This is a genomic window from Priestia sp. BR_2, assembly GCF_041954005.1.
Classification (GTDB): Bacteria; Bacillota; Bacilli; order Paenibacillales; family Paenibacillaceae; genus Paenibacillus_AQ; species Paenibacillus_AQ lautus_A.
In genome coordinates this window covers 165,509-186,972 of the sequence record NZ_JAVFHM010000328.1, presented here as the reverse complement: position 1 = coordinate 186,972, position 21,464 = coordinate 165,509, and the positions used below count along the sequence as shown (strand labels likewise).

General features: G+C 44.9%; 18 protein-coding genes. 16 read left to right on the top strand and 2 right to left on the bottom strand.

Going from position 1 to position 21,464, the window contains the following annotated elements; all coding sequences use genetic code 11:
* Both RB298_RS29020 and RB298_RS29015 read left to right on the top strand, forming a co-directional pair.
* On the top strand, positions 1 to 465 hold a 465-nt coding region (locus RB298_RS29020; RefSeq protein ID WP_486049787.1), incomplete at its 5' end, for a hypothetical protein.
* 193 nt (positions 466 to 658) lie between these two features.
* Positions 659 to 1,168: a hypothetical protein gene (locus tag RB298_RS29015; protein ID WP_486049785.1), complete on the top strand. Its 510-nt coding sequence runs from the start codon at positions 659 to 661 to the stop codon at positions 1,166 to 1,168.
* Positions 1,169 to 1,318: 150 nt separating this feature from the next.
* Here the strand turns inward: RB298_RS29015 and RB298_RS29010 are convergent, their stop codons facing one another.
* Both RB298_RS29010 and RB298_RS29005 read right to left on the bottom strand, forming a co-directional pair.
* Positions 1,319 to 2,212 (bottom strand): carbohydrate ABC transporter permease, encoded by an 894-nt coding sequence (locus RB298_RS29010; RefSeq protein WP_213579266.1) that lies wholly within the window; start codon positions 2,210 to 2,212, stop codon positions 1,319 to 1,321.
* Positions 2,213 to 2,231: 19 nt separating this feature from the next.
* Entirely contained in the window at positions 2,232 to 3,209 is a 978-nt protein-coding gene (locus tag RB298_RS29005) for an ABC transporter permease (protein WP_076325175.1), read from the bottom strand.
* A gap of 174 nt (positions 3,210 to 3,383) precedes the next feature.
* Between RB298_RS29005 and RB298_RS29000 the strand changes: the two genes are divergently transcribed.
* The 14 genes from RB298_RS29000 (at position 3,384) to RB298_RS28935 (ending at position 21,404) form a co-directional block, all read left to right on the top strand.
* Entirely contained in the window at positions 3,384 to 4,925 is a 1,542-nt protein-coding gene (locus tag RB298_RS29000; RefSeq protein ID WP_375120387.1) for a response regulator, read from the top strand.
* Complete coding sequence (locus RB298_RS28995) at positions 4,903 to 6,738, top strand: cache domain-containing sensor histidine kinase (protein ID WP_486049782.1); 1,836 nt, start codon at positions 4,903 to 4,905, stop codon at positions 6,736 to 6,738. The genes RB298_RS29000 and RB298_RS28995 overlap by 23 nt, the downstream gene beginning before the upstream one ends.
* 122 nt (positions 6,739 to 6,860) lie before the next feature.
* On the top strand, positions 6,861 to 8,474 hold the full coding sequence (locus RB298_RS28990) for an ABC transporter substrate-binding protein (protein WP_486049780.1): 1,614 nt from the start codon (positions 6,861 to 6,863) through the stop codon (positions 8,472 to 8,474).
* 106 nt (positions 8,475 to 8,580) lie between these two features.
* Positions 8,581 to 10,692, top strand: a complete 2,112-nt coding sequence (locus RB298_RS28985) for an alpha-galactosidase (RefSeq protein ID WP_486049779.1) — start codon at positions 8,581 to 8,583, stop codon at positions 10,690 to 10,692.
* A gap of 314 nt (positions 10,693 to 11,006) precedes the next feature.
* Positions 11,007 to 12,620: a nucleotidyltransferase family protein gene (locus RB298_RS28980; protein ID WP_486049777.1), complete on the top strand. Its 1,614-nt coding sequence runs from the start codon at positions 11,007 to 11,009 to the stop codon at positions 12,618 to 12,620.
* Entirely contained in the window at positions 12,586 to 13,611 is a 1,026-nt protein-coding gene (locus RB298_RS28975; protein ID WP_096776835.1) for an ABC transporter ATP-binding protein, read from the top strand. The genes RB298_RS28980 and RB298_RS28975 overlap by 35 nt, the downstream gene beginning before the upstream one ends.
* Before the next feature lie 2 nt (positions 13,612 to 13,613).
* A complete protein-coding gene (locus RB298_RS28970; protein WP_486049775.1) occupies positions 13,614 to 14,405 on the top strand; it encodes an ABC transporter permease in 792 nt (263 codons plus the stop codon).
* Between the two features lie 22 nt (positions 14,406 to 14,427).
* Entirely contained in the window at positions 14,428 to 15,222 is a 795-nt protein-coding gene (locus RB298_RS28965) for an ABC transporter permease (RefSeq protein WP_096776833.1), read from the top strand.
* Between the two features lie 47 nt (positions 15,223 to 15,269).
* Entirely contained in the window at positions 15,270 to 16,466 is a 1,197-nt protein-coding gene (locus RB298_RS28960) for a phosphoenolpyruvate carboxykinase (ATP) (protein WP_096776832.1), read from the top strand.
* A gap of 46 nt (positions 16,467 to 16,512) precedes the next feature.
* Positions 16,513 to 17,790, top strand: coding sequence for a hypothetical protein (locus tag RB298_RS28955; RefSeq protein ID WP_486049772.1), 1,278 nt, complete (start codon positions 16,513 to 16,515; stop codon positions 17,788 to 17,790).
* 6 nt (positions 17,791 to 17,796) lie between these two features.
* Entirely contained in the window at positions 17,797 to 18,519 is a 723-nt protein-coding gene (locus tag RB298_RS28950; protein ID WP_096776830.1) for a HisA/HisF-related TIM barrel protein, read from the top strand.
* A gap of 15 nt (positions 18,520 to 18,534) precedes the next feature.
* Positions 18,535 to 19,833 carry a DegT/DnrJ/EryC1/StrS family aminotransferase gene (locus RB298_RS28945; RefSeq protein ID WP_096776829.1) on the top strand — a complete coding sequence of 433 codons (1,299 nt, stop codon included), beginning with the start codon at positions 18,535 to 18,537 and terminating at the stop codon, positions 19,831 to 19,833.
* Positions 19,823 to 20,596, top strand: a complete 774-nt coding sequence (gene hisF / locus RB298_RS28940; protein ID WP_096776828.1) for an imidazole glycerol phosphate synthase subunit HisF — start codon at positions 19,823 to 19,825, stop codon at positions 20,594 to 20,596. Before RB298_RS28945 ends, hisF begins: the two co-directional genes overlap by 11 nt.
* A gap of 34 nt (positions 20,597 to 20,630) precedes the next feature.
* Positions 20,631 to 21,404, top strand: a complete 774-nt coding sequence (locus RB298_RS28935) for a class I SAM-dependent methyltransferase (RefSeq protein ID WP_486049769.1) — start codon at positions 20,631 to 20,633, stop codon at positions 21,402 to 21,404.
* Positions 21,405 to 21,464 lie beyond the last annotated feature (60 nt).

Below are 21,464 nucleotides of genomic sequence, written 5' to 3'. Positions count from 1 at the left end.
TATGTATTCTTAAATACTGAATTAAAAAAAACAATTTCTCTAGAAAGTATAAAAGGAACTATGTTCAGAAAAAAAACAGGTCCTCAACTTGTTAATGAAGCGGATGTTGTTATCTCTGGAACTGTCATTTCTCAAGAAGTGCAAAGCGATTTTGAAGGCTTCCCTGTTACGGATACAATAGTTAAAGTTAATAACGTATATAAAGGCGATCCTGGCCAGACTGTGGAAATACGGGTGAATGGCGGAGAAACAGCCGAAATGATTTATATTCTCGATGAAGAAGCAGCCCCTGCATTTCATGTTGGAGAAGAAGTCTTGGTATTCTTGACTGGTAACAAAGGATTGAGACCCGATAAAAACGACTTCGGATATTTTTGGTGGGACAGGCCCAAGGAAAGTTTAATATTGGAGCCTACCCTCAAAGCTTTATTGAAAATAACACAGATACGCACAGCTTTGATTTAAACAATATTCAAAATGAAATCGATCGGATTGAAACATATAACAAGGTTCATAACATTCCAAGAATATTCCTACCAGAAGGCGAGGAAAGTAATATTTAGCTAATAGTATATAAAAAAGCAGCCCTCCAGGGCTGCTTTTATACTGCAACATTTTTGATTTTGATCGCGTTAGTTTAGATAAGAATGTCAAGGAGGTGATTGTCATAAACGTCAAGTCGCTGTTTTTTGTACTCAGTGTTACAGCTGTTTTTCTAACATCAGCTTGTGCTAATGGTGTTGCTGATTCAGGTGATAAAATCGGGTCGGCTGAACCTTACAGCTTAGCGTTGGATGAACTAATATCGACAGATACAGCTCTTAATGAAAACATGGAGTACATTTCACTGGATCTCGATGATCAACTTCCCTTAAAGGATTCCGATAAGCAAAGCATTGAAGAATACCTCCAAAGCAAATATAATGTGAAGATTTATAATTTTACCTACGAACAATTGATTGATGAAGGTTTATATGACACTGAAAAAAGCACGCTTAAAGGGATTCTGTTGAAAATTGAAAAGCAAGAGCAGTCAGATAAAAATAATGTGATTATAGAGGTAAGTAAGTATCGTACAAATGAAGGTGGGCTCTCTTCAAAAATAACCTTAGCCTACCAGGATGGTCAATGGAAAGTGGTTAATCATACGCCTACAAAAGAAAGTTAAAGGATTGTTCCAGGCTTTAGTGGAATGCCGGAGGAGCATCGTTTCATGCGTGCGAACACTAAACAGTTCAATTTAACGTGAAGTAATCCGCCTACACACAAAAAAGCCCTTACCCCTCCCGGATAAGGGCTCTCTTCATTTCCAAATAATCTAACTCTTAATAGCCCCCATCATAATCCCCTTCACAAAATACCTTTGCACAAAAGGATACACCATAATGATCGGCAGCGTAGCAACCATGGTCACCGCCATCCGGATGCTTTCGCTGGAGACCGGGATCCGTTTGGAGCCCTGCGCCAGCTGCTGGGCATCGGACATCATGCCGGCGGTCTGGAACTGGTTGAGGATTTTGACCAGAACCGCCTGCAGGGTCTTGAGCTCCGGCTTGTAGGTATACACATAGGAGTCATACCAGGAGTTCCAGTGCCCGATGGCCAGGAACAGGCCGATCGTGGCGAGCACCGGCACGCACAGCGGCATGATGATGCGGAAGAACGTCTGCAGGTCGTTTGCGCCGTCGATTTTGGAGGATTCCTCGATCTCGCCGGGGATCTGCTCCATGAAGGTGCGCACCAGAATCATCAGGAACACGCCGATTAAGCCAGGGAAGATGTAGACCCAGAAGGAGTCGATCAATCCCAAGGATTTGATGATCATATACGTCGGGATCAGCCCGCCTCCGAAATACATTGTGAACACAAAGAAGAAGGAGAAGTATTTCCATCCGAGCAGATTGCGCTTGCTGAGCGGGTAGGCGAGCAGCGTGATGAAGAAGATGGATACTGCCGTCCCGACGACGGTCCGCAGCACGGTGATTTTGATGGCGCTCCAGATCTCCGGATTCCGGAAGATGGTCAGGTAGCTCTCGATGGTTGGCACGCGCGGCCAGAAGTACAGGTTGCCCCGCATCGTATCGGTCGCATCGTTCAAGGAGATGACCAGGATGTTCCAGAACGGATAGAAGGTCACGAGAAAGATGCCGGTCAGGAACAGGTATAAAGAGGCATCGAAGATACGCTCGGGCACGGTTTTTTTGCTTAACATGGATGTACCTCCTTATGGTTTAGAATAGGGACTGCCCGTTCAGCTTCTTCGCCGTATAGTTGACGATGACCACGATGATGAACGCCACCACGGAGCTGAACATGCCGACGGCTGCCGCATAGGAGAACATGCCGTTCTGGATACCATAGCGGAACGAATAGGTGGACAGGACGTCGGAGTAATCCCGCGTCAGGTCATTGCCGAGCAGGAAGTGCTGGTCGAAGCCCGCGTTCAGGATGCCGCCAAGCGCCAGAATCAGCAAAATGACAATCGTTGGCTTCAGATGGGGCAGGGTGATGTACCGGATCTGCTTAAAGCGGTTGGCGCCGTCGACCTTGGCCGCTTCATAGAGCTCCTGGTTAATCGACGAGATGGCCGCCAAATACATGATCGAGCTGTAGCCCATATCCTTCCACGTATTGCCGAGCGCGACGATCCACCAGAAATACTTGCCGTTCTGCAGGAATAAAACGCTTTCATCGGTGATGTGTAGGAATTTCAATATGCCGTTAATCGCGCCGTCCGAGGAGAGGAGGGTCACGATGATGTTGGCCGCAATAACCCAGGATATGAAATAGGGAAGATAGGAGGCGGTTTGCACCGTCTTTTTGAATTTCACGTTCTTGATCTCATTAATCGCGATGGCGATCAGGATCGGCATCGGGAAGGAGAAGAGCAGCGTGATCAGCGTGGAAGCCAGCGTATTCCGCATGACGATCCAGAAATCGCCGTTGTTGAAAAAGTAACGGAACCATTCCAGGCCGACGAACTCGCTCGTGAACAGGGTTGACCAGAAGCCGCCGAGCGTCGGCTGGTAATTGACGAAGGACATGTATAGGCCAACCATGGGCGTATACGCAAACACAATGGCCCAGATCAATCCGGGCAGCATCATCAGGAATAGATACTTCTGCTGCTTCAGCATGGCCCAGCGGCTTTTTCGATGAGGACTCAAGTTCAAGTCACTCCGCGTCTGTAAGGTTGTAGCAGGTTTCATATGGGGCACCTCGCATCTCAAGTTAACTCAAATTATAAGACTCGGAAAAAATGAGTGTCGATATGACAATGTAACGAAAGATGCTTGAAAATGACTTACATCGCGAATTCCCATAGTTAAAAAAACGAAATCGCTATAATATTAAGGGATAAAGCCGACACAGGGGGTATGAGCATGTATAGCATTTTTCTCGTAGATGACGAAGAGCTGGAGCTTGAGATGATCCGAGATTATATTCGTTGGGAAGAGATGGGGATATATGTAGCCGGAACAGCCCTGAACGGCAGGGATGCCCTGGAGAAGATCGAGGTGATTCAGCCCGATATCGTACTGACGGACGTCCAGATGCCCGTCATGAACGGGCTTGATATGGCGAAACGGGTGAGTGAGTTATTCGACTGGATTCAGTTCGTCTTCCTGACCGGACACGATGAATTCAATTATGTGAAGTCGGCCTTAAACGTGGGAGCCGTCGGCTATTTATTGAAGCCGCTGGATCTGAGCGAAATTGTAAGCGTTATCGATAAAGTCAAGCGGCGCTGCGAGGAAGTGCGGATGAAGAACCGCTCCATTCGCGTGACCAAATCCAATATTGTACGAGAGATGATATTCGAGCAGAACGAGGAGCGACTCCGAAACCTCGCTGCCAGCTACCATAAGCTGTCCCGCCATACGGAGCCGAGAACGTATACCCTTACGCTGCTCGGCATCGATGCTCCGCACGCTGCACAGCCGGGACCGTCCCTCGAGGATGGCATGGCGCGCCTGCAGACGTTTATGGAGGAGTGGCTTGCGGACAAGAAACTCGAGGCGGATCTGGTCGTCTGCCGGGAAGGCGAGCTGGGCATCTTCATGGATGCCGCCAGCCATCTGAGCCGCTTTACGTGGGAGGATCTGCTGAAGCAGATGCAGAATACGCTGGGCTTTACGATGACTGCAGCCGTGAACGAGGAGCCGGAGGAGCTGTCCCGCATCCAGGATATATACCGGGAGACGCGGCAGATGCTGGAGGAGATGTTTTACGTCGGCAACGGGAGAGTCATCTATGCCAAGGACGTGTTGCGGCAGCTGGAGAGCCGGCAAATTCCTCCTTTCCAAGAAACGGCCTATTTCGAGGATATTCATCAGTTGGCGTCCGAGCAGGCCGCGCAGAAGCTGCGGGATTACTTCAACCGGCTGGTCATGCTGCGAATCCGAAAAACCGAAGTGTGCGACTTTGCCATCGGACTGGTGGAGTCTCTGCTGGAGGGGATTCACGAACCGATCACGGAGAGCCACAAACGTGCGGAGCTTTACCATGCCATCTATCAGTGCCGAACCATTATTGAAATCGAAGCAATCATCATGGATTTTGCCGGGCATGCGATTCGGACGCTGGAACACCGGTTCATGGACAAAAATGCAAGGCTGGTGCATCAGGTGCGCACGACGATCGACCAGACCTATCACCAGGCCATCACGATCAACAGCTTGTCCGATCAGGTGTATCTGTCTCCCAACTACCTTCGTTCCATCTTTAAGGAGAAAACCGGCATGACGATCCATGATTACCTAACGAGAATCCGGCTGAACAAAGCCAAGGAGCTGCTGGCCGACGATTCGCTCAAAGTGCAGGACATCGCCCAAAGGGTCGGTTATGAGAGCACATCCTACTTCATTTCCTTATTCTTAAAAAGCCAAGGAGTTACGCCGAATGAATACCGCAAAAACATCTAGCCCGTCCGGCCCGTGGAGCCGGCTGGCAGGGGCTTTCCCGTTCGCGCACTTACGCGCATACACCAATTGGCGGCTCCGGCACAAGTTCTTTTTCATCTTTCTGATCGTGATCATCCTTCCGTTCTCGCTGCTGATCTATTATTCGTATTCTTCGACCCGCAGCACGATTACGGAGCATACCTATACGGCCTTGGGCGGATCGCTGGCACAGATTAACACCAACGTGGAGAAGCGGCTGGAGTATTACAATCAGCTGTCGAACATCCTCTACATGGATGCCCAGCTCCGCAATTATCTCTCTACCGATTATGAGCAGGCGTACTATTATCTGGATGCCTTCCAATATATCAACCGGACGCTGCCGTCCCTGATGACCCTGAATGCCAACATTTTGGGCATCACGATTTATACGGGGAACCATACCCTCTATTCCGACGGCCAATACGTCAAATATACGGAAGAGCTGCCCCGGGCGATGGAGGAGCAGGTGCTGGATGCCGCCGGCAATACGGTGTACTTCCATTCCGGGAATTTCAAGGCCGATGATGCACATATCACCATTGCCCGTTCGTTAAGTTATTTCAGCCTGCAGCATCCGTACGGGATATTGACCATGGACATTAACGCGAACGAATTCTACTCCCTAATCAAAATGGAGAACGACAACAAAAGCGTCTATATTATCGACGAGTTTGGCGGCGTGATCAGCACGGGGGATCAGAACCTCCCATCGAACCAGCTGTTCGACGTGTTTCCGATTCAGGAGCGGATGACCCGGGATGCGGGCTCATTCGATATGAAGATTAACGGCCAGGAGCGCTTTTTCACGCATAAAAAGCTCAGCAACGGCTGGTCCACGGTCATCACCGTGCCCTACGACGAGCTGCTGGCCAATGCGAATCAGGCGACCAGGAACGTTATCTGGTTCTCCGTACTGGCGATTGGCATTGCCATCCTGCTGCTCTATTTTACGACCAAGGTCATGACCAAGCGGATCGAGGTGCTGCTGCAGCAGATCCGGAAGGTGGAGCGCGGAGATTTCCGGCTGTCGATTAAGCCGATGGGGCATGACGAGATCGGTCAGGTGTCTTTTGCGTTCAATAAGATGGCCTCGACGATACAGTCCCTGATCCATGACGTATACGTGAAGGAAATCGCAAGGAAGGAGTCGGAGCTGAATACGCTCCAGGCCCAGATCAACCCCCATTTTCTATACAACACCTTGTCCTCGATCTCTTCCCTGGCGATCAAAGAAGGGGCTATGCAGGTGTACCAGATGGTCAATTATTTGGCCAAGTATTACCGAGTTTCGCTGAATAAAGGAAAGCGCATCATTCTGCTGGAGCAGGAAATCAATCTGGTGAAGAATTATGTCGCGATCCAGAAGATTCGGTTCCGGGACAAGCTTCATATGCATTACGACCTGGATGAGCAGCTGTTCGGGAACACAACGATCAAGCTGATTCTGCAGCCGTTCATCGAGAACTGCATCAATCATGCCATTGGGGACGAATCGGGAATCAACATTAACGTGAAGCTCAGGCAGGAGGGAGACGACATCTTGCTCCAGGTCATCGACGACGGCATCGGAATGACCCCCGAACAGCTCGATCGCGCGCTGAGCAAATCGGATAATCTGTCTGGATATGGCGTGAAAAACGTGAATGACCGGATCAAACTGACTTACGGGGAAGAATATGGCGTCAGCATCTTCAGCCGGCTAGGCATCGGAACCGCGGTGACCATTCGGATACCTGTAATCTCCGATAGGCATCCTGCAAACGAACGGGACCCGCAGCAGGCGTTACCCTGAATGAAAGACATTTTGCATCATGGATTGTAAGATTGCGTTATAGATCAATGAACTCCCGATTTTTACAATGATAGATATATTCGAGCACATGAATATGACGACCTTAGAAAGGGGTTCAGGGAATGAAGAAATTAAAATTGATGCTGGCAGCAGCGCTCGTTATGACAACGCTTTCGGCTTGCGGAGGCAACCAGAAGGCGGCACCGGGCGGAGACAGCGGTACGAATGCGGACAGCAGCGCGCCGATCACGTTAACCTGGTTTGACCAAAACACGGGGGATGCCTTTACCAATCCGGTCGCTAAAGTGATTACGGAAAAAACAGGCGTGACCGTCGAGATCCAGCAGCCTACGGGCAATCCGGTTGAGAAGCTGAATCTGATGCTGGCCAGCGGCGATCTTCCGGACGTTATTTTGATGAGCCGTGGAAGCGATATCATGAACAAGTATATTACCTCGGGCGCGGTGATCCCGCTGAATGACCTGATTGAAGAGCACGGACCGAATATCCAAAAAATGTACGGCGATACGCTCGCCAAAACGCGAAGCGAGGACGGCAACAATTATTATTTCTCCAACTGGTACGGCTTGGAGCAGTACCCGGTATTCGGATTCATGATGCGCATGGACATCATGAAGGAGCTGGGCGTCGGCGATAAGGTGAACAACGGCGAGCCGTTTACCGCGGAGGAATTCGAGGAGCTGTTGGTTAAGTTCAAGGAGAAATATCCAACCATCGATGGAAAAGAAAGCATTCCGATGACGCTCAACGGCGAGAATGTCGGAGCGGTGACCGGCAGCTTCAAGGGCATGTACGGCATGATGCCGTATTATGAAACGAACGGAGAGCTGAAGAAGGACGTCCGCGATCCGCGCTATCTCGAAATGGTCAAATATCTGAATTCCCTTTACCGCAAAGGCCTGCTCGATAAAGAATGGGCAACGATGAAGACCAAGCAGTTCGAACAGAAGCTCGGCAACGGCAACGTATTTGCCACGGCGGAAGCGCTCTGGAATGTAGGCAATGCGAATGCGCTGCTCAAAACCGAGGCAGCCGATAAGGCCACGGAGGAAGAGCGTCAGTTCTACCAATATAAAGTGCTGGCTCCGGGCGTGAAGCCGGAAGAGGCCACTTACGGTCCGAAGAGCTCCCTGGGCTGGGACGGCGTCGCCATCAGCCGCTCCAACAAGGATCCGGTCCGGACGATGAAGCTGCTGGATTTCCTGGCCAGCGAGGAAGGCCAGTATCTGCTGATGTGGGGAGTAGAGGGCGAGCATTGGGACATGAAGGACGGCAAGCATGTGCCAAGACAAGAAGTGCTGGACGCTTTCAAGAAGAATTGGGACGAAGCTTCCCGTACGACGGGCATTCGCAAGTGGACCTGGATGATCAAGAACGGTCCCGGCGAGGACGGAACCCCGTATGACCTGATGGGCCGTTACCAGACCGACCCGGTCACGGATCTGGCGATCAAGAACCTGGCCGATACGTCGTTTGATACGGCGCCGTACGATAACCTGGGTCCTGCTGGCGGAACGCCGGAAGCCATTATGGAAACGAAGGTGAACGACACCATCAATAAATATTTCCTGAAGATGGCCCTGTCGCCGTCCGAGGACCAAGTGGTGGAATCCTATAACCAGATGATGGCCGAGATCGAGGCGGCTGGCCTGGCCAAGCTGGAGAAGATTTATACGGACAACTTCAACAAACGTCAAGAGCTGTGGGGCAAATAATCTGGCCAAGGGGAGTCAAAAGATGCTTCGTCTTTTGGCTCTCTGTTTTTCTTTGCTCAGGCAAAATCAAAATCAAAATCAACACGAATCGGAAGGATGATTTTCTGTGACCATTCAATACCAAGAACAGTTTCGCGTGTTTGCGATACAAACCGATAACAGCTCCTATCTGTTCGGCATCAACGACAGCGGCAACCTGCAGCATCTATACTGGGGAGAGTCCATCGCGATCGAAGACGCGGCGCCGCTGCTGCGGCCGAGATCGCACAGCTCGTTTGACGCGGAAGTCCATTCGGAGGTGGAGGAATACAGCTTCTGGGGCGGAGTCAAATACAGCGAGCCCAGCCTGAAGGTCCGCATGCCGGATGGCGTCCGCGATTTGGCGGTTCGTTATGCAGGGCACCGCACGCTGCAGACGGAAGGCAGGGAGACGCTGATCATCGTTATGAAGGACGAAGCGTACCCGCTTGAAGTGGAGCTGTCCTACCGGGCGATTCCCGAGTGCGACCTGATCGAACGTTCGGCCCGGATCGTCAACCGCGGCGAGGCGGATATCGTGCTGGAGAACGCGCAATCCGCGGCATGGGTCATCCCCTATCTGGCGGATTACCGCCTCACGCACGTGACGGGAAAATGGTCCGGCGAATTTCAGCTGCGCAGCACCTTCCTCACCGAAGGAAAGAAGGTGCTGGAATCCCGCAGGGGTTTTACGGACAGCCATGCCAACCCGTGGTTTGCGATGGATGACGGACATGCCACGGAGTCGGCGGGGCAGGTCTGGTTCGGGGCGCTGGCCTGGAGCGGGAACTGGAAGATTACGGCCGAGCGGACGGTCTTCGATCATGTTCGGGTGACCGGAGGCATCAATGATTTCGACAGCGAGTGGGTGCTGGGAGCGGGAGAAGCCTTCGATACGCCCGGCTTCGTCGGGGGATACAGCAGCGGCGGCTTTGGCGGGATGAGCCGGCGGCTGCACCGCTATCAGTATTCGGATGTCCTGCCGGGCCGCGAAACGAGACCGGTCTTGTATAACTCCTGGGAAGCAACGTACTTCGATGTCAATGCCAAGGATCAAATGTCTTTGGCCGAAAGAGCCGCGCGTTTGGGCGTGGAATTGTTCGTCGTGGACGACGGGTGGTTCGGCGGGCGCAACCATGATCGCGCCGGGCTTGGCGATTGGTTCGTGAACCGGAAGAAGTTCCGGAACGGTCTCGGCGAGCTGATTGACAAGGTGCATGAGCTCGGCATGGATTTCGGCATCTGGGTGGAGCCGGAGGCCGTCAATCCGGACAGCGACCTGTACCGGGAGCACCCGGATTGGGTGTACCATTTCGAGACGCGGGAGCGCTCGGAGCTTCGCAATCAGCTGCTGCTGAACATTTCGAAGCCGGAGGTTAAGGCTTACATTTTGCAGTTTATGACGGACCTGCTGGAGAAGCATGACATCAAGTTCATTAAATGGGACATGAATCGAACCGTAACTGAACCCGGCATGAAGGACCATCCGCTTCACCGCCAGAAGGAGATCTGGATTCGCCATGTTCAGAGCCTGTACGAGATTTGGGTGGAGCTGCGGCGCAAATTCCCGCATGTGGCGTTTGAAACCTGCGCCGGCGGCGGAGCGCGCATCGACCTTGGCATCTTCCGGTATGCCGACCAATCCTGGCCGAGCGATAACACCGATGCCTTTGACCGCCTCAGCATTCAGGAGGGCTTCTCGTACACGTATGCTCCGCGGATGATGACCTGCTGGGTGACGGAGTCGCCGACAGGGATGAATCGCAGACAGGTATCCCTGAAATACCGCTTCCACAGCGCCATGATGGGAACGCTCGGCATCGGCTCCAACCTGAATGAGTGGAGCGATGAGCGGATTGCGGAATCGGCCGAATATGTGGAGCAGTATAAATCCATTCGCCATCTGGTTCAGTTCGGCAGTCAGTATCGCCTAGACTCGCTTCGGCATAAAGGCGTAACGGCCGTGCAGTACGGCAGCGAAGACGGCAGCGACAACGTGCTGTTTGCGTTCCTGCACAGCCAGAAGCTGGGCGAGCCGCTGCCGAGACTGCGGCTGACCGGGCTGCAAGCCGATCAATCGTATGCCATTGAGGGGGTGGCCGGTACATGGAGCGGCAGGGCGCTCATGAACATCGGGATCGAGCTGCCGCTGCGCGGGGATTTTGACAGCTTGGTGTATCGGATTCAGATCCAACAATAGATTATATATGTACCCCGGAACGAAGCACGCCGTGTTGTCTGATAGACAATGCGGCGTTTTTTGCCGTTGACTTCCACGTTAACGTCAATGTTATGAATGATATTAGATGACATCACGGACATAAAGGAGGGACGAAATGTGGATTATCGTCCTGGGATTAGCCTATCAGCCTGCTCGAACTAGAGGGGAAAGTATAATTTTTCGTTGATTTATAATATATAATTATTTCACATCAAAGTATATGATTGAATAAATTACTCTATTTTTACAATATTTTTCCGTATAAAGGAAAATGTCGGTGAGGTGATAATTGGATGAATTTAAATTATGAAAAAAGATTAATATTGAAAGTAACTAAGAAGATTTTGGAAGGCGATACAAGTATCTTCTTAGGTGAAGATCCTCATTTAACAGGCATAGATTGGAATGCTTTTTATTCACTGGCCTCTCATCAAAAAATTCTCCCAATAGTTTACCGGGTAATGCACGAAGTAATACCGGCCCCTTATTCAGACCGATTTATGGAAAGATCCCAGTACATCCGTTACAAAAATAAATTAATGTTTCAGGAATTAAAGGGCTTAACTGCTGCAGACAAAGGCAGAAGCATGTTCGTACTGAAAGGAGTAGTGCTGTCTCAAATCCTCTACGATGATCCATTTATACGAACCTCGCACGATATCGATATTCTCATTGATGAAAAGAATCTCTATCAAGTTGACCAGACGCTGAAAGAGCAGGGGTTCGTTCCAGCTTGTGGGAAAAGTGATGTTTACTCTGTGGACTATAATGACTTTGAGGTTCTTCCGTACCCTATTTTAAAAACAGCGGATTCCCACGAATATTTTAGTTACATTAAAATGGTCGAATCGAAGATGTTAATCATTGAGGTACAGCGTTGCATACATGAAACGATTTCTCCAGAAAGAATGGAGCAATTTTTGAGAAATGAAGAAGATGTTTGGATCGAAGGTATTGAAGTCCACACGCTGGATTTAGTGCACACTTTGTTATATCTCGTGGAGAGCGTTCATACCGACGCGGGATGGTATTATCGCGGACCCAGATTGAATAAATACTTAGAGATTGGATTATTCATCAAGAAATTTGAAGATCGTATTGATTGGCAAGAAGTAACTCAAGAGGCTTGTACATATGGAATCATAGATATTATGAATAGTGTGTTTGATAGTTTACAAGAACTTTTTGAGATGGCTTTACCTAAAATAAAGCCTGATAAAAATAATGAGAATGGAGGAGAGAACACTTTTACTGTTCATTGGGATAAGCCGCTAACAGAACGATTCTTTCAAAGTACTGAAGAACGCCAATCCGAAATTTTCAGAAAAATTAAAACTCAATGTTATTTGAATAGTACGTCTTCTGAAATTCATCGGTTGGGTTATGCAGGTGATGTTCTTCAAAGGGCTAATCTGAAGTTGAGGGTTTCGGACGGAAAAGATGATTATAATCTTGAGTACTTACCAGTTCTTGACGACGAGTATTTGATTTTCAATCTTTTTTTACCGGATGAAATCAAAGACTCCTCTTTTGATTGGGAAGTGATCTTGAACTTGATAGATACACAAATTGATAGCGATATATTGGACCTGCAAACCATCTCGTTTATGAAAAAAGAGGGGAGTATAACGGCAACGAATCATGCTGAAGGAATTGTCGAGTTCAGCCTGTCGCAAAATTCTGAAGTCAGGATTCTAATTCCTCGTCCGGTCGTAAAATTCTCTAAAGATGGTTTATTAGCATATAAATTAATTGTCAGAAAAAGAATTTATGGCGAAATATATTATTCCATCAGCTCCGACGGATATGCGGATAAAAACTTTTGGTTGTCCCCACTTATTTTACAGTTACCAAATGATAGGGAGTGCGCTGATGATACAGGTATGCGAAATATCAAAGCGATATAAAAAAACGAACCATGCTAAGGGAATAATAGGCTCAATCAGAAAATTATTCATAAATGACTATACCTTGATAAAGGCGGTAGAAAAGATAACTTTTTCGATAGGCCAAGGAGAAGCCGTCGGGTATTTAGGACCAAATGGGGCAGGAAAATCAACCATGATAAAGATGTTGACGGGTATCTTGGTTCCTACGTCTGGCTTCGTTACAGTGAATGGTTTGACTCCTCACAAAAACCGCAAGGAATTAGCCAAAAGAATTGGAATCGTATTCGGTCAAAGAAGCCAACTTTGGTGGGATTTGCCTGTTATCGATTCATTTGAACTCCACAAACGGATCTATAAGATTTCTGAACAAGATTACAAAAAGAATATGAATTCTTTTTTAGAGCAACTTGGTTTGGAAGATTATATCACGCAGCCGGTTCGGCAACTAAGCCTTGGCCAACGAATGAGAGCCGAAATTGCTCTTGCACTCCTTCACAACCCCGATATCCTTTTTCTAGATGAACCGACAATTGGATTAGATGTTTTGGCTAAGGAGAAAATTAGAGCATTTATAAATCAAATAAATCGTGAGAGGAATGTAACGATTTTGTTAACATCCCATGATTTAAAAGATATAGAACAGATCTGCAATCGGATGTTGATCGTGAATAAAGGTGCGCTTATTTTCGATGGTACCGTGGAATATTTGAAAACTGCGTTAAGCATGGAGAAGATTTTAACGATCGATTTTGAATCGGACCCTGGAACTCACGTCTTAGCCGAGAATGCTTTTTTGATTGAAGATCAAGGGATGAGAAAAAAATTCAAAATCAATAAAGGTATGGATTCAGCCATCGAATTCGTTCAGGGAATATCCAAAATTTATCCAATTCGTGACTTTAGCCTGCAAGAATCTGACATTGAAGATGTTATTAGATTGTATTATGAGGGGCTGAATGCGCTTGAGTATAAACACAACCAAACACTTGAAAGTGTAAGCGTGAACTGACCATGTTTAAAATTTACTCTGCGATCGCTTATAAAGCATTTTTGAGAAATACGGCCTACCGTTCAGAAGTATATTTAAGAATTTTTGGGAATTTCATTGTGTTACTTATTCAAATATCGATTTGGAGAGCATTGCTTCGCGAAGGATCGTTAAACGGAATCGATTTTCAAACGATGATTACGTATTCCCTGATTAATGTATCGATAGCTATGTTATTAATGAATCGGGTTGTCGGTGTAGTAGATGAAAGATTAAAGACCGGTGATATCACGATGGATTTAGTAAAGCCACTTAGTTATCCGATATTGTTATTTTTTGATCAATTGGGAAATATTATTTTCCGGATTATCTGCACGGTCATTCCAACTGTCATTATCGCTTCGGTGATTTTTGGATTTAGTTTACCAGCGGATCTCTATACATTCACAGCTTTTATTGTCAGTTTAATTCTGGCCTTGATCATTTCGTTTTTGATCGGCTATTTGATTGCTTTAATTTCTTTTTGGTTTTTAACGACGTTCGCATTGGATTGGATGATCTCAGCATTAATCACGGTTTTTTCGGGATCGTATCTGCCATTGTGGTTCTTTACAGATGGATGGAGAAGCCTCGCTGAAGTCTTGCCTTTCCAGTTTTTAGGGTTTGTACCTGCTGCCATTTACATGAATAAAATGAGTTCTAATGAAATCATTTTTCTATTATTGAAAGGGGGAGTGTGGGTTTTAATATTGATGTTACTTTCCAGATTTCTCTGGTGGAGAGCTGTTAGGAGATTAGTTATACAAGGCGGGTAAGCCTAACTAAAGGTGGAGTTCAATGAGTATAAGCTTATTTATTTCTTACATCAAAATGATTGTTAGGTCCCAGATGGAATACCGAGGAGCCTTTTTAATTGGAGCTGTGGGACAAATTATCGGATATGCGGCCAATTATCTCGTCATATGGCTTTTATTGCAAAAATTTCAAGTTATTAACGGTTGGGGGTGGAGTGAAATTGCATTTTTATACAGCTTGAATTTATTAACGTATGCCATAGGCGCTTCATTTACATACTCCCCCATGGTGAGCCTGGAACAAATTATTATTAGAGGAGATTTCGACAAGTATATCACGAAACCTTTGTCTCCGTTTATGTGCTATCTTGCTAACTTGTTTAACATAGGATATATCGCACATATTTTTATATCTTTAAGTGTTCTCATATGGTCTATTACGAAGATTGGGGTAGAGTGGACCCTTCATAAAGTCATGTACTTATTTCTCGTATTGATCAGCGGCTCGTTTCTTCAAGCAGCAGTATTTGTTTTTATCGGAGCTCTGTCCTTTGTTTTATTGCGTGTCGGGTATGTATTCTCTATTTATTTCAAGATTAAGGAGTTTATCTCGTATCCGATTTCAATATATGGAATTTTCCTTCAGATTGTCCTGACATGGATTATTCCGTTGGCCATGATTAATTATTATCCGAGTATTCATTTGCTCAATATAAATGACAAATATAATAATTTTATTTTTGCAATATTACCTCTGATAATTGGTCCACTAGTCTTTTACTTGTCTTACAAGCTATGGATGAAAGGGGTGGATCGATATCAAGGTGCTGGAGGCTAAGGATCTTACGTAGCTTTTAATCATTAGGTGATGGTGAGGGTTTGAATATGAAAATAAACAATTATATTAATGAACTTGAGCGAAAAATTAATCATTCGATTTACATGTTGGAGTTTGAGCAATCAAATATATATTTATCGTTGCTAACGGATTCCTTCAATGTGAATTTACATACTAAGGCCTACTTGCATTATGAAATATCAAAACTATCGAATGATTCCGGTTGGAAAATCTACGCATTGACCGTTTTTCACGAAGAACCTGACACCCTTTTCACTTCCGCAAGAAGAACATCATTGGAATACGACGATGAAGGCGAAGAAATCCAAGAAGGACCTTGGACAGGGATTTGGAACAAAAGAACAAACACTACGCTGTTCATAAACATAGATCAAAAACGGGTTTATCTGCTGAATCATGAAGAATCCCGACTTTTCGTTGACACATACAAGAGTATCAGACAAGTGATGACAAGCGAATCATTAATGGCTGGTATGGTGCCATTGCATTGTTCATCTTTTTCTTACGGCGGTCTTGGCATCGCATTTATTGGAGATAGTGGAGCAGGCAAAACAACTCTATTGTGCGCATCCTTGTTAAGAACAGGGCGCCATGGTGGTTTTTTGGGAAATGATCGAGCTTTGGCCAATCCATTGAATAACCGGATTGTTCTGCATGCTTGGCCAACAGTGCTTGGAATAGGTCCAGGTGCTTTGAACCATCTCAAGGATTTTGAAAATCAGGCAAGGCCTGACTTGCACAACAGGGCTGGAGGTACTGCCTATTGGTTACTTGATCAGAACATCATTGAAAATAAGGGCGGGGCTTTTGCTGACTTGAAAGACAAAAAAACGGAGGAAGTATGGTCTTGGCCACATAAACTATGGTTAACGCCTATGGAAGTAGCTACGATTTGCAACAGTAATATAGAATCTAGTGTAAATCTTAAGTATCTCGTTTTTCCACAACTTTCGTCACATTTAAAAGAAGTTACACTTACGACAGTTTCAAGTATGGAGGCTCAAGACATCATTAAGAGGAACATACTGAATGAGTTGCCCTTTTACCCAAATTGGATGGGGTTGCCGAAAACGTCAAGAGAAGACTTTGAAACACGATTGGGGCTATTTTTGGATCAATTAAATTCGGTTCGAATGATAAAAATAACAGGAGGTTCCAATACCGAAGAGATTGTTGATGTTTTATTTGATTATCTTCATGGTCACACCACTATGCATGACTAGGCAAACGATTTCCATATTATTGACCTGCTGAAAAGAAGGTGATTTGTTGATAGAAAAGATTGTATCCGAACCACCTCGTTTAGAAACTCTTCCACTATTCAGTTTAGCAAATGCAACAGATCAACTGGGAGTCTTTCGTTTTCACAACTCTGTGTTCTATAAAGAGCAATGCTATCCAGTCTTTGAAGGAGTTAGAAAGTTCATACCTACTAGAGATAATCTCTCTTATAGTAAGGGGTATCGGTATTTCGCTTTAGATAAGGCCATTCTATCATCAGATTCATTAATCGAAGCATGTAGGAGTCCGCTTATATTAGCAGAAGACAAGATGGTTGCATGTGCCTTGTATGAAAATCTAACGAATTTAACTATGGGGTTAATTAACTTTCTATGGGATTATTGTACAACGGACCACTATAGTGGAAATTTAGTGACGATACTAACTTCATTGATAGAGACCACTACGAATATCGCTAGGGTCCACATAGAACTTCTGTATGGTTTGGAACCGTCCGCGAATCTAATAGACTGGCAATGGATCGCCTGGATTCTAAACAGCTTTTCGGTAAAATCCAATCATTTCAGGACTTTTAGGGAGATTGATAATAAAGTTAAGATTATTGATGAAATTTTGTTCTTAAGAAATCACGTCATTGATGAATTCAAGATCCAAAGTTTATTATTTCCTCTCTATGGTGCTTTAAGTTTAGGAGTTTATTGGTCGGCGTATGACTTGGTTTTTTTTCCAAACGACGCAAAAAAAGTTTTCTATGCAAAGGTGGGGTATCATGACCAAGGGGGAATTCACTACACTGACCATTGCGGGGGAATATTGATTGAAAGAATTATGCCTGTGATCTTCAGAGAAAAATTTAAACTCTCCATAAGGGAGCAGAATATTTTAGTCGTAGATGATAATTTTGCTAGGGCAGATACTTTGTCTACATGCCGAAAACTTATAGATTCATATGGAGGCCTTCCTTTTTGCAGGAGTGTGGAATCTTCCTGGTCATATTTTAAACATGTTAAATGCAGTTCTACCATAGCCGATATTGTTGATTTTCCTAGTTTGAGGACATACTTTCATCACTCTAAACAAGCTGAAATGCTTGGCTTGATAAGCAATGATCACTGGGAGCAATATGAAAAAAGTATTGATTATATGAACAGATTGCCTCATTTGGCCTTGCAAATGTGCGCTAATTTACATAATGCAATTGATTTTGGTATTTGGAAGGATTATACGGTTTCAATGATGTGCAAAGAGTTGGATTTCGCTCTATCCTTTTGGCTAGAGAAGAGCATGCCTGAGAAGAAATATTAAAAGAAGGTGATAACAATTAAGCTCTTACCAAGTGAAGATGGGGCAAGCAGTTGGAGGCTTAACGTAGACGTAGCGAATTCAAGGGTGATATCTAGAAGCACTGAGGATTTAGAATACTTTACGGATAAATTAATCCGATTGCAAATACCGGCATGTTTGATCGATCTTGACGCTTCGAAGTCTACCCTGTCGAGTTTCAGCCCCGTTATTAGTAGCGTCGTCCGGAATACTCCGAATTATTTCGGGGTAGGTGGCGGTATTTCCTCTATAGATCAAATTGATAAACACTTAGAAATAGGAGCCAAGTATGTCATTATTAGCTCAGCTTTATTTAAGGATAGCGAAATAGATATGGGATTTATCCAAGATATTAACCGTCACTTCGATGCCGATCAGATTATTTATTCAATCGACCTGTTCGGTGATGCATTGCTTGTAAAAGGTTTTACACAATCTATTCATGTAGCCTGGCAGAAGACCATTCACCGCTTAAATGAAACCTTGACCCCTCGCGCTCAAATTCAAATCGTGGATGCACAGGCTTCATTAAATAACCGCTCCGTTAATTTTCGGCTGTTGGAAACGGTAATGCACCAATGTAACAATTTTAACTATTGGTATGGAGGAAACATTACAAATTGGACTCAATTCAGAAAAGTGCAGGAGTTAGGTTTTTCTCCTGTGATGGGCAAAGCCTATCTTACAGGAATATTAGGATTGCCAGAATAGATCAAAGGAGGGATCATGGTGAGTCTATTAGCTATTGATGGCGGCATTCCAGCAGTAAATGTTCCGCAGCCGCATCACCGATGGCCGAATTTAAGCAAAGAATGCATTACTGAAGTTTATGATTATTTAGTACAAGGCAAGCCCCTATCAATCGCCGATGGATCGGGAATTATTGCAGAGCTTGAACAAATGATTAAAGAGTATTTCAGTTGCGATTATGTGCTGACAACGAATTCTGGTAGTAATGCGCTTCATTCCGCCTACGTAGCACTCGATCTTCCAAAAGGTTCTGAAGTCATAGCGCCGGTTTCGACATTTCATGCAAGTATTACTCCAGCCGTTCATTGTGGATTATCTCCAGTACTGGTTGATGTTCACAACGATACCGGGAATATCGATCCCGATGCGATCAAAGAGGCAATCACGGACAAAACTAGTTGCATAGTCATTACTCATATGTTTGGGCATCCTGCAGAGATGAATGAAATAAGGGATATCTGCATTCAGCATCGAATAAAATTAATAGAAGATTGCTCCCATGCCTATGGTTCCACTTATCAAGGACAAAAGGTGGGTGGATTCGGCGACATATCTATTTTTAGTATGCAGGCGACTAAAACGGTACCGGCAGGTGAAGGAGGATTTTTATTAACAAATAGTAGACACTTATATGAACGAGCTTGCTTAGTAGGGCATTATAGAGGTAGGTCCATAAAGGAAGTACATAGTGAACAACTTAAGAATTTTGCCGAAACGGGATATGGGCTTAAATATCGGATTCATCCACTTGCTGCAGTCATTGCCAAGCATGAGTTTTTAGTGTTGGATCATAAAATCATGATTCGAAAACAATTGACCGATATGCTCTCTGATGCAATTAAAGGGTGCAATGGGATGCATCCGCCCACCGTTAGAAAAGGAGTAACCATGGGAGGATTTTTTGGATATCGGCCCAGATTTGAAGAAAACAAATTATTTCGTGAAGGTATACCCATAACTGTTGAAGAATATATCCAAATATTGTCGTGCGAAGGCATAGAAATACATAAACCAAGTGTACCGCCATTGGATCGGATGGGAATATTTCTTCAAGATGACATAGGCCTTTCTTTTGCGAAGGATACTTGGAAACCAAGAGTACTTGGCCCCTACGTAGGATGTGAAAGTTTCTATACGCATTTATTGAGTCTGCCCTCTTTTATGCAATCTACTGACTTCAAGACCGTTAACATGTACATCAATGGAATTCAGAAAGTTTCGGACGCATTGTCAACTCAACCAAAGGAACTTAAGGAGGACATGTATGCTAACTAAAAGGATTATTCCAGCTATTGACGTGTTGAACGACAAAGCCGTGAAGTATGTTCAATTTCGCAATCCAACTATTATTGGTGATCCGGCTAAGCTCGGAAAGAAGTATGCAGACGATGGTGCTGATGAAATAATATATTTAGATACTTCTGCTACTCTTCATAATGAAGAAATCAAATATCAATGGATTCAAAATGTAGCCGAAGAAATTTTCATCCCTTTTTCAGTGATCGGTGGAGTTCGTTCTGTCGCAGATGTGAAAAAAGTGCTCAGATATGGTGCAGACAAGGTGGGCATTAATTCAGCGGCTGTTCAAAGGCCTGAACTGCTAAGAGAAGCTGCGGAAATTTTTGGTAATCAGTGCATAGTTCTCGGGCTAGATGCCATGCCTATAAAAGATAAGACCGGTAAAACAGAACGTTGGGAAGTCTATACACATTCAGCACATACCAAAACGGGTTTAGATGCCCTTGAATGGGCTCAACAGGCTGAAATGTTGGGAGCTGGAGAGATAATATGTACCTGTATTGATCGAGATGGAACTAAAGAAGGCTATGACTTGGAACTAATGGAGCAATTATCGAAATCAGTAAATATACCTGTGATTGCATCAGGAGGTGCAGGAAGGTTGGAACACATAAAGGATGTTCTAGAAGACAATCGGGCTGATGCTGCCCTAATTGCTTCCCTTCTCCATTACAATGAATATACCGTAAAAGATATAAAAAATTATTTGATCCAAAATGCAATTGAAATCAGAGTATAGATCGGTATGTCGTGTAAGGAGAGTGAAATTAATTATGGAATGGTGGGAATCCAACTACGATTCACTGGACTATATAAAAACATACAAAAAAAATCACGATACAAAAACGTATAACGAAATAAACTTTATATTAAGAAATATATCGTTAAGGCGGGAAGATATAATTGTGGATTTATGCTGTGGTTATGGAAGGCATGCAATCGAATTCGCATTAAAAGGATTTCGCACAATAGGTATTGATTTATCAGAGCCGCTGCTTGAGTATGCCAAGAGTAGCGCGAGTGCTCGGAATGCAAAAGTTGAATGGATAAGATCTGATTATAGGAATGTTAGAAATATTCATGCTAATCTTGTGGTAAATCTGTTCAATTCCTTTGGATATATGAACAATGACGAAGAAAATTATAAGTTATTCGATATCGTCAATGGGATTCTTGCGGAGGATGGTCGATTTTTTATGGATGTTTTTCATCGTGAACGTTGCGTAAACAATCTGCGACCTCAAGAGTGGGAGGATAACGATCAAAATATAATCTTACGTGAACAAGACTATGAAGAAACCACAATGAGACTCGTTCGCAAAACAACAATTTACGACAAAACCCGCTCTTTTACCAAGAGTCAGAGAGTTAGTTCAATTAGAACTTATTCAATAGATGAAATTGAGTTAGCAATGAACAAGAGGAATTTAAAAATAGAAGAAGTATTTGGTGATTATTTGGGAAGTGAATTTATCCCAAATGAATCAAAAAGATTATGTATTATTGCAAAAAAAGGTAGCCAAAAGACATTTAAAAATAAAAACTAATGAAATACTTTGCCGTTCCATTCCGAGGCTATCGAATGAGTAGTTTATCTACTGCGATAG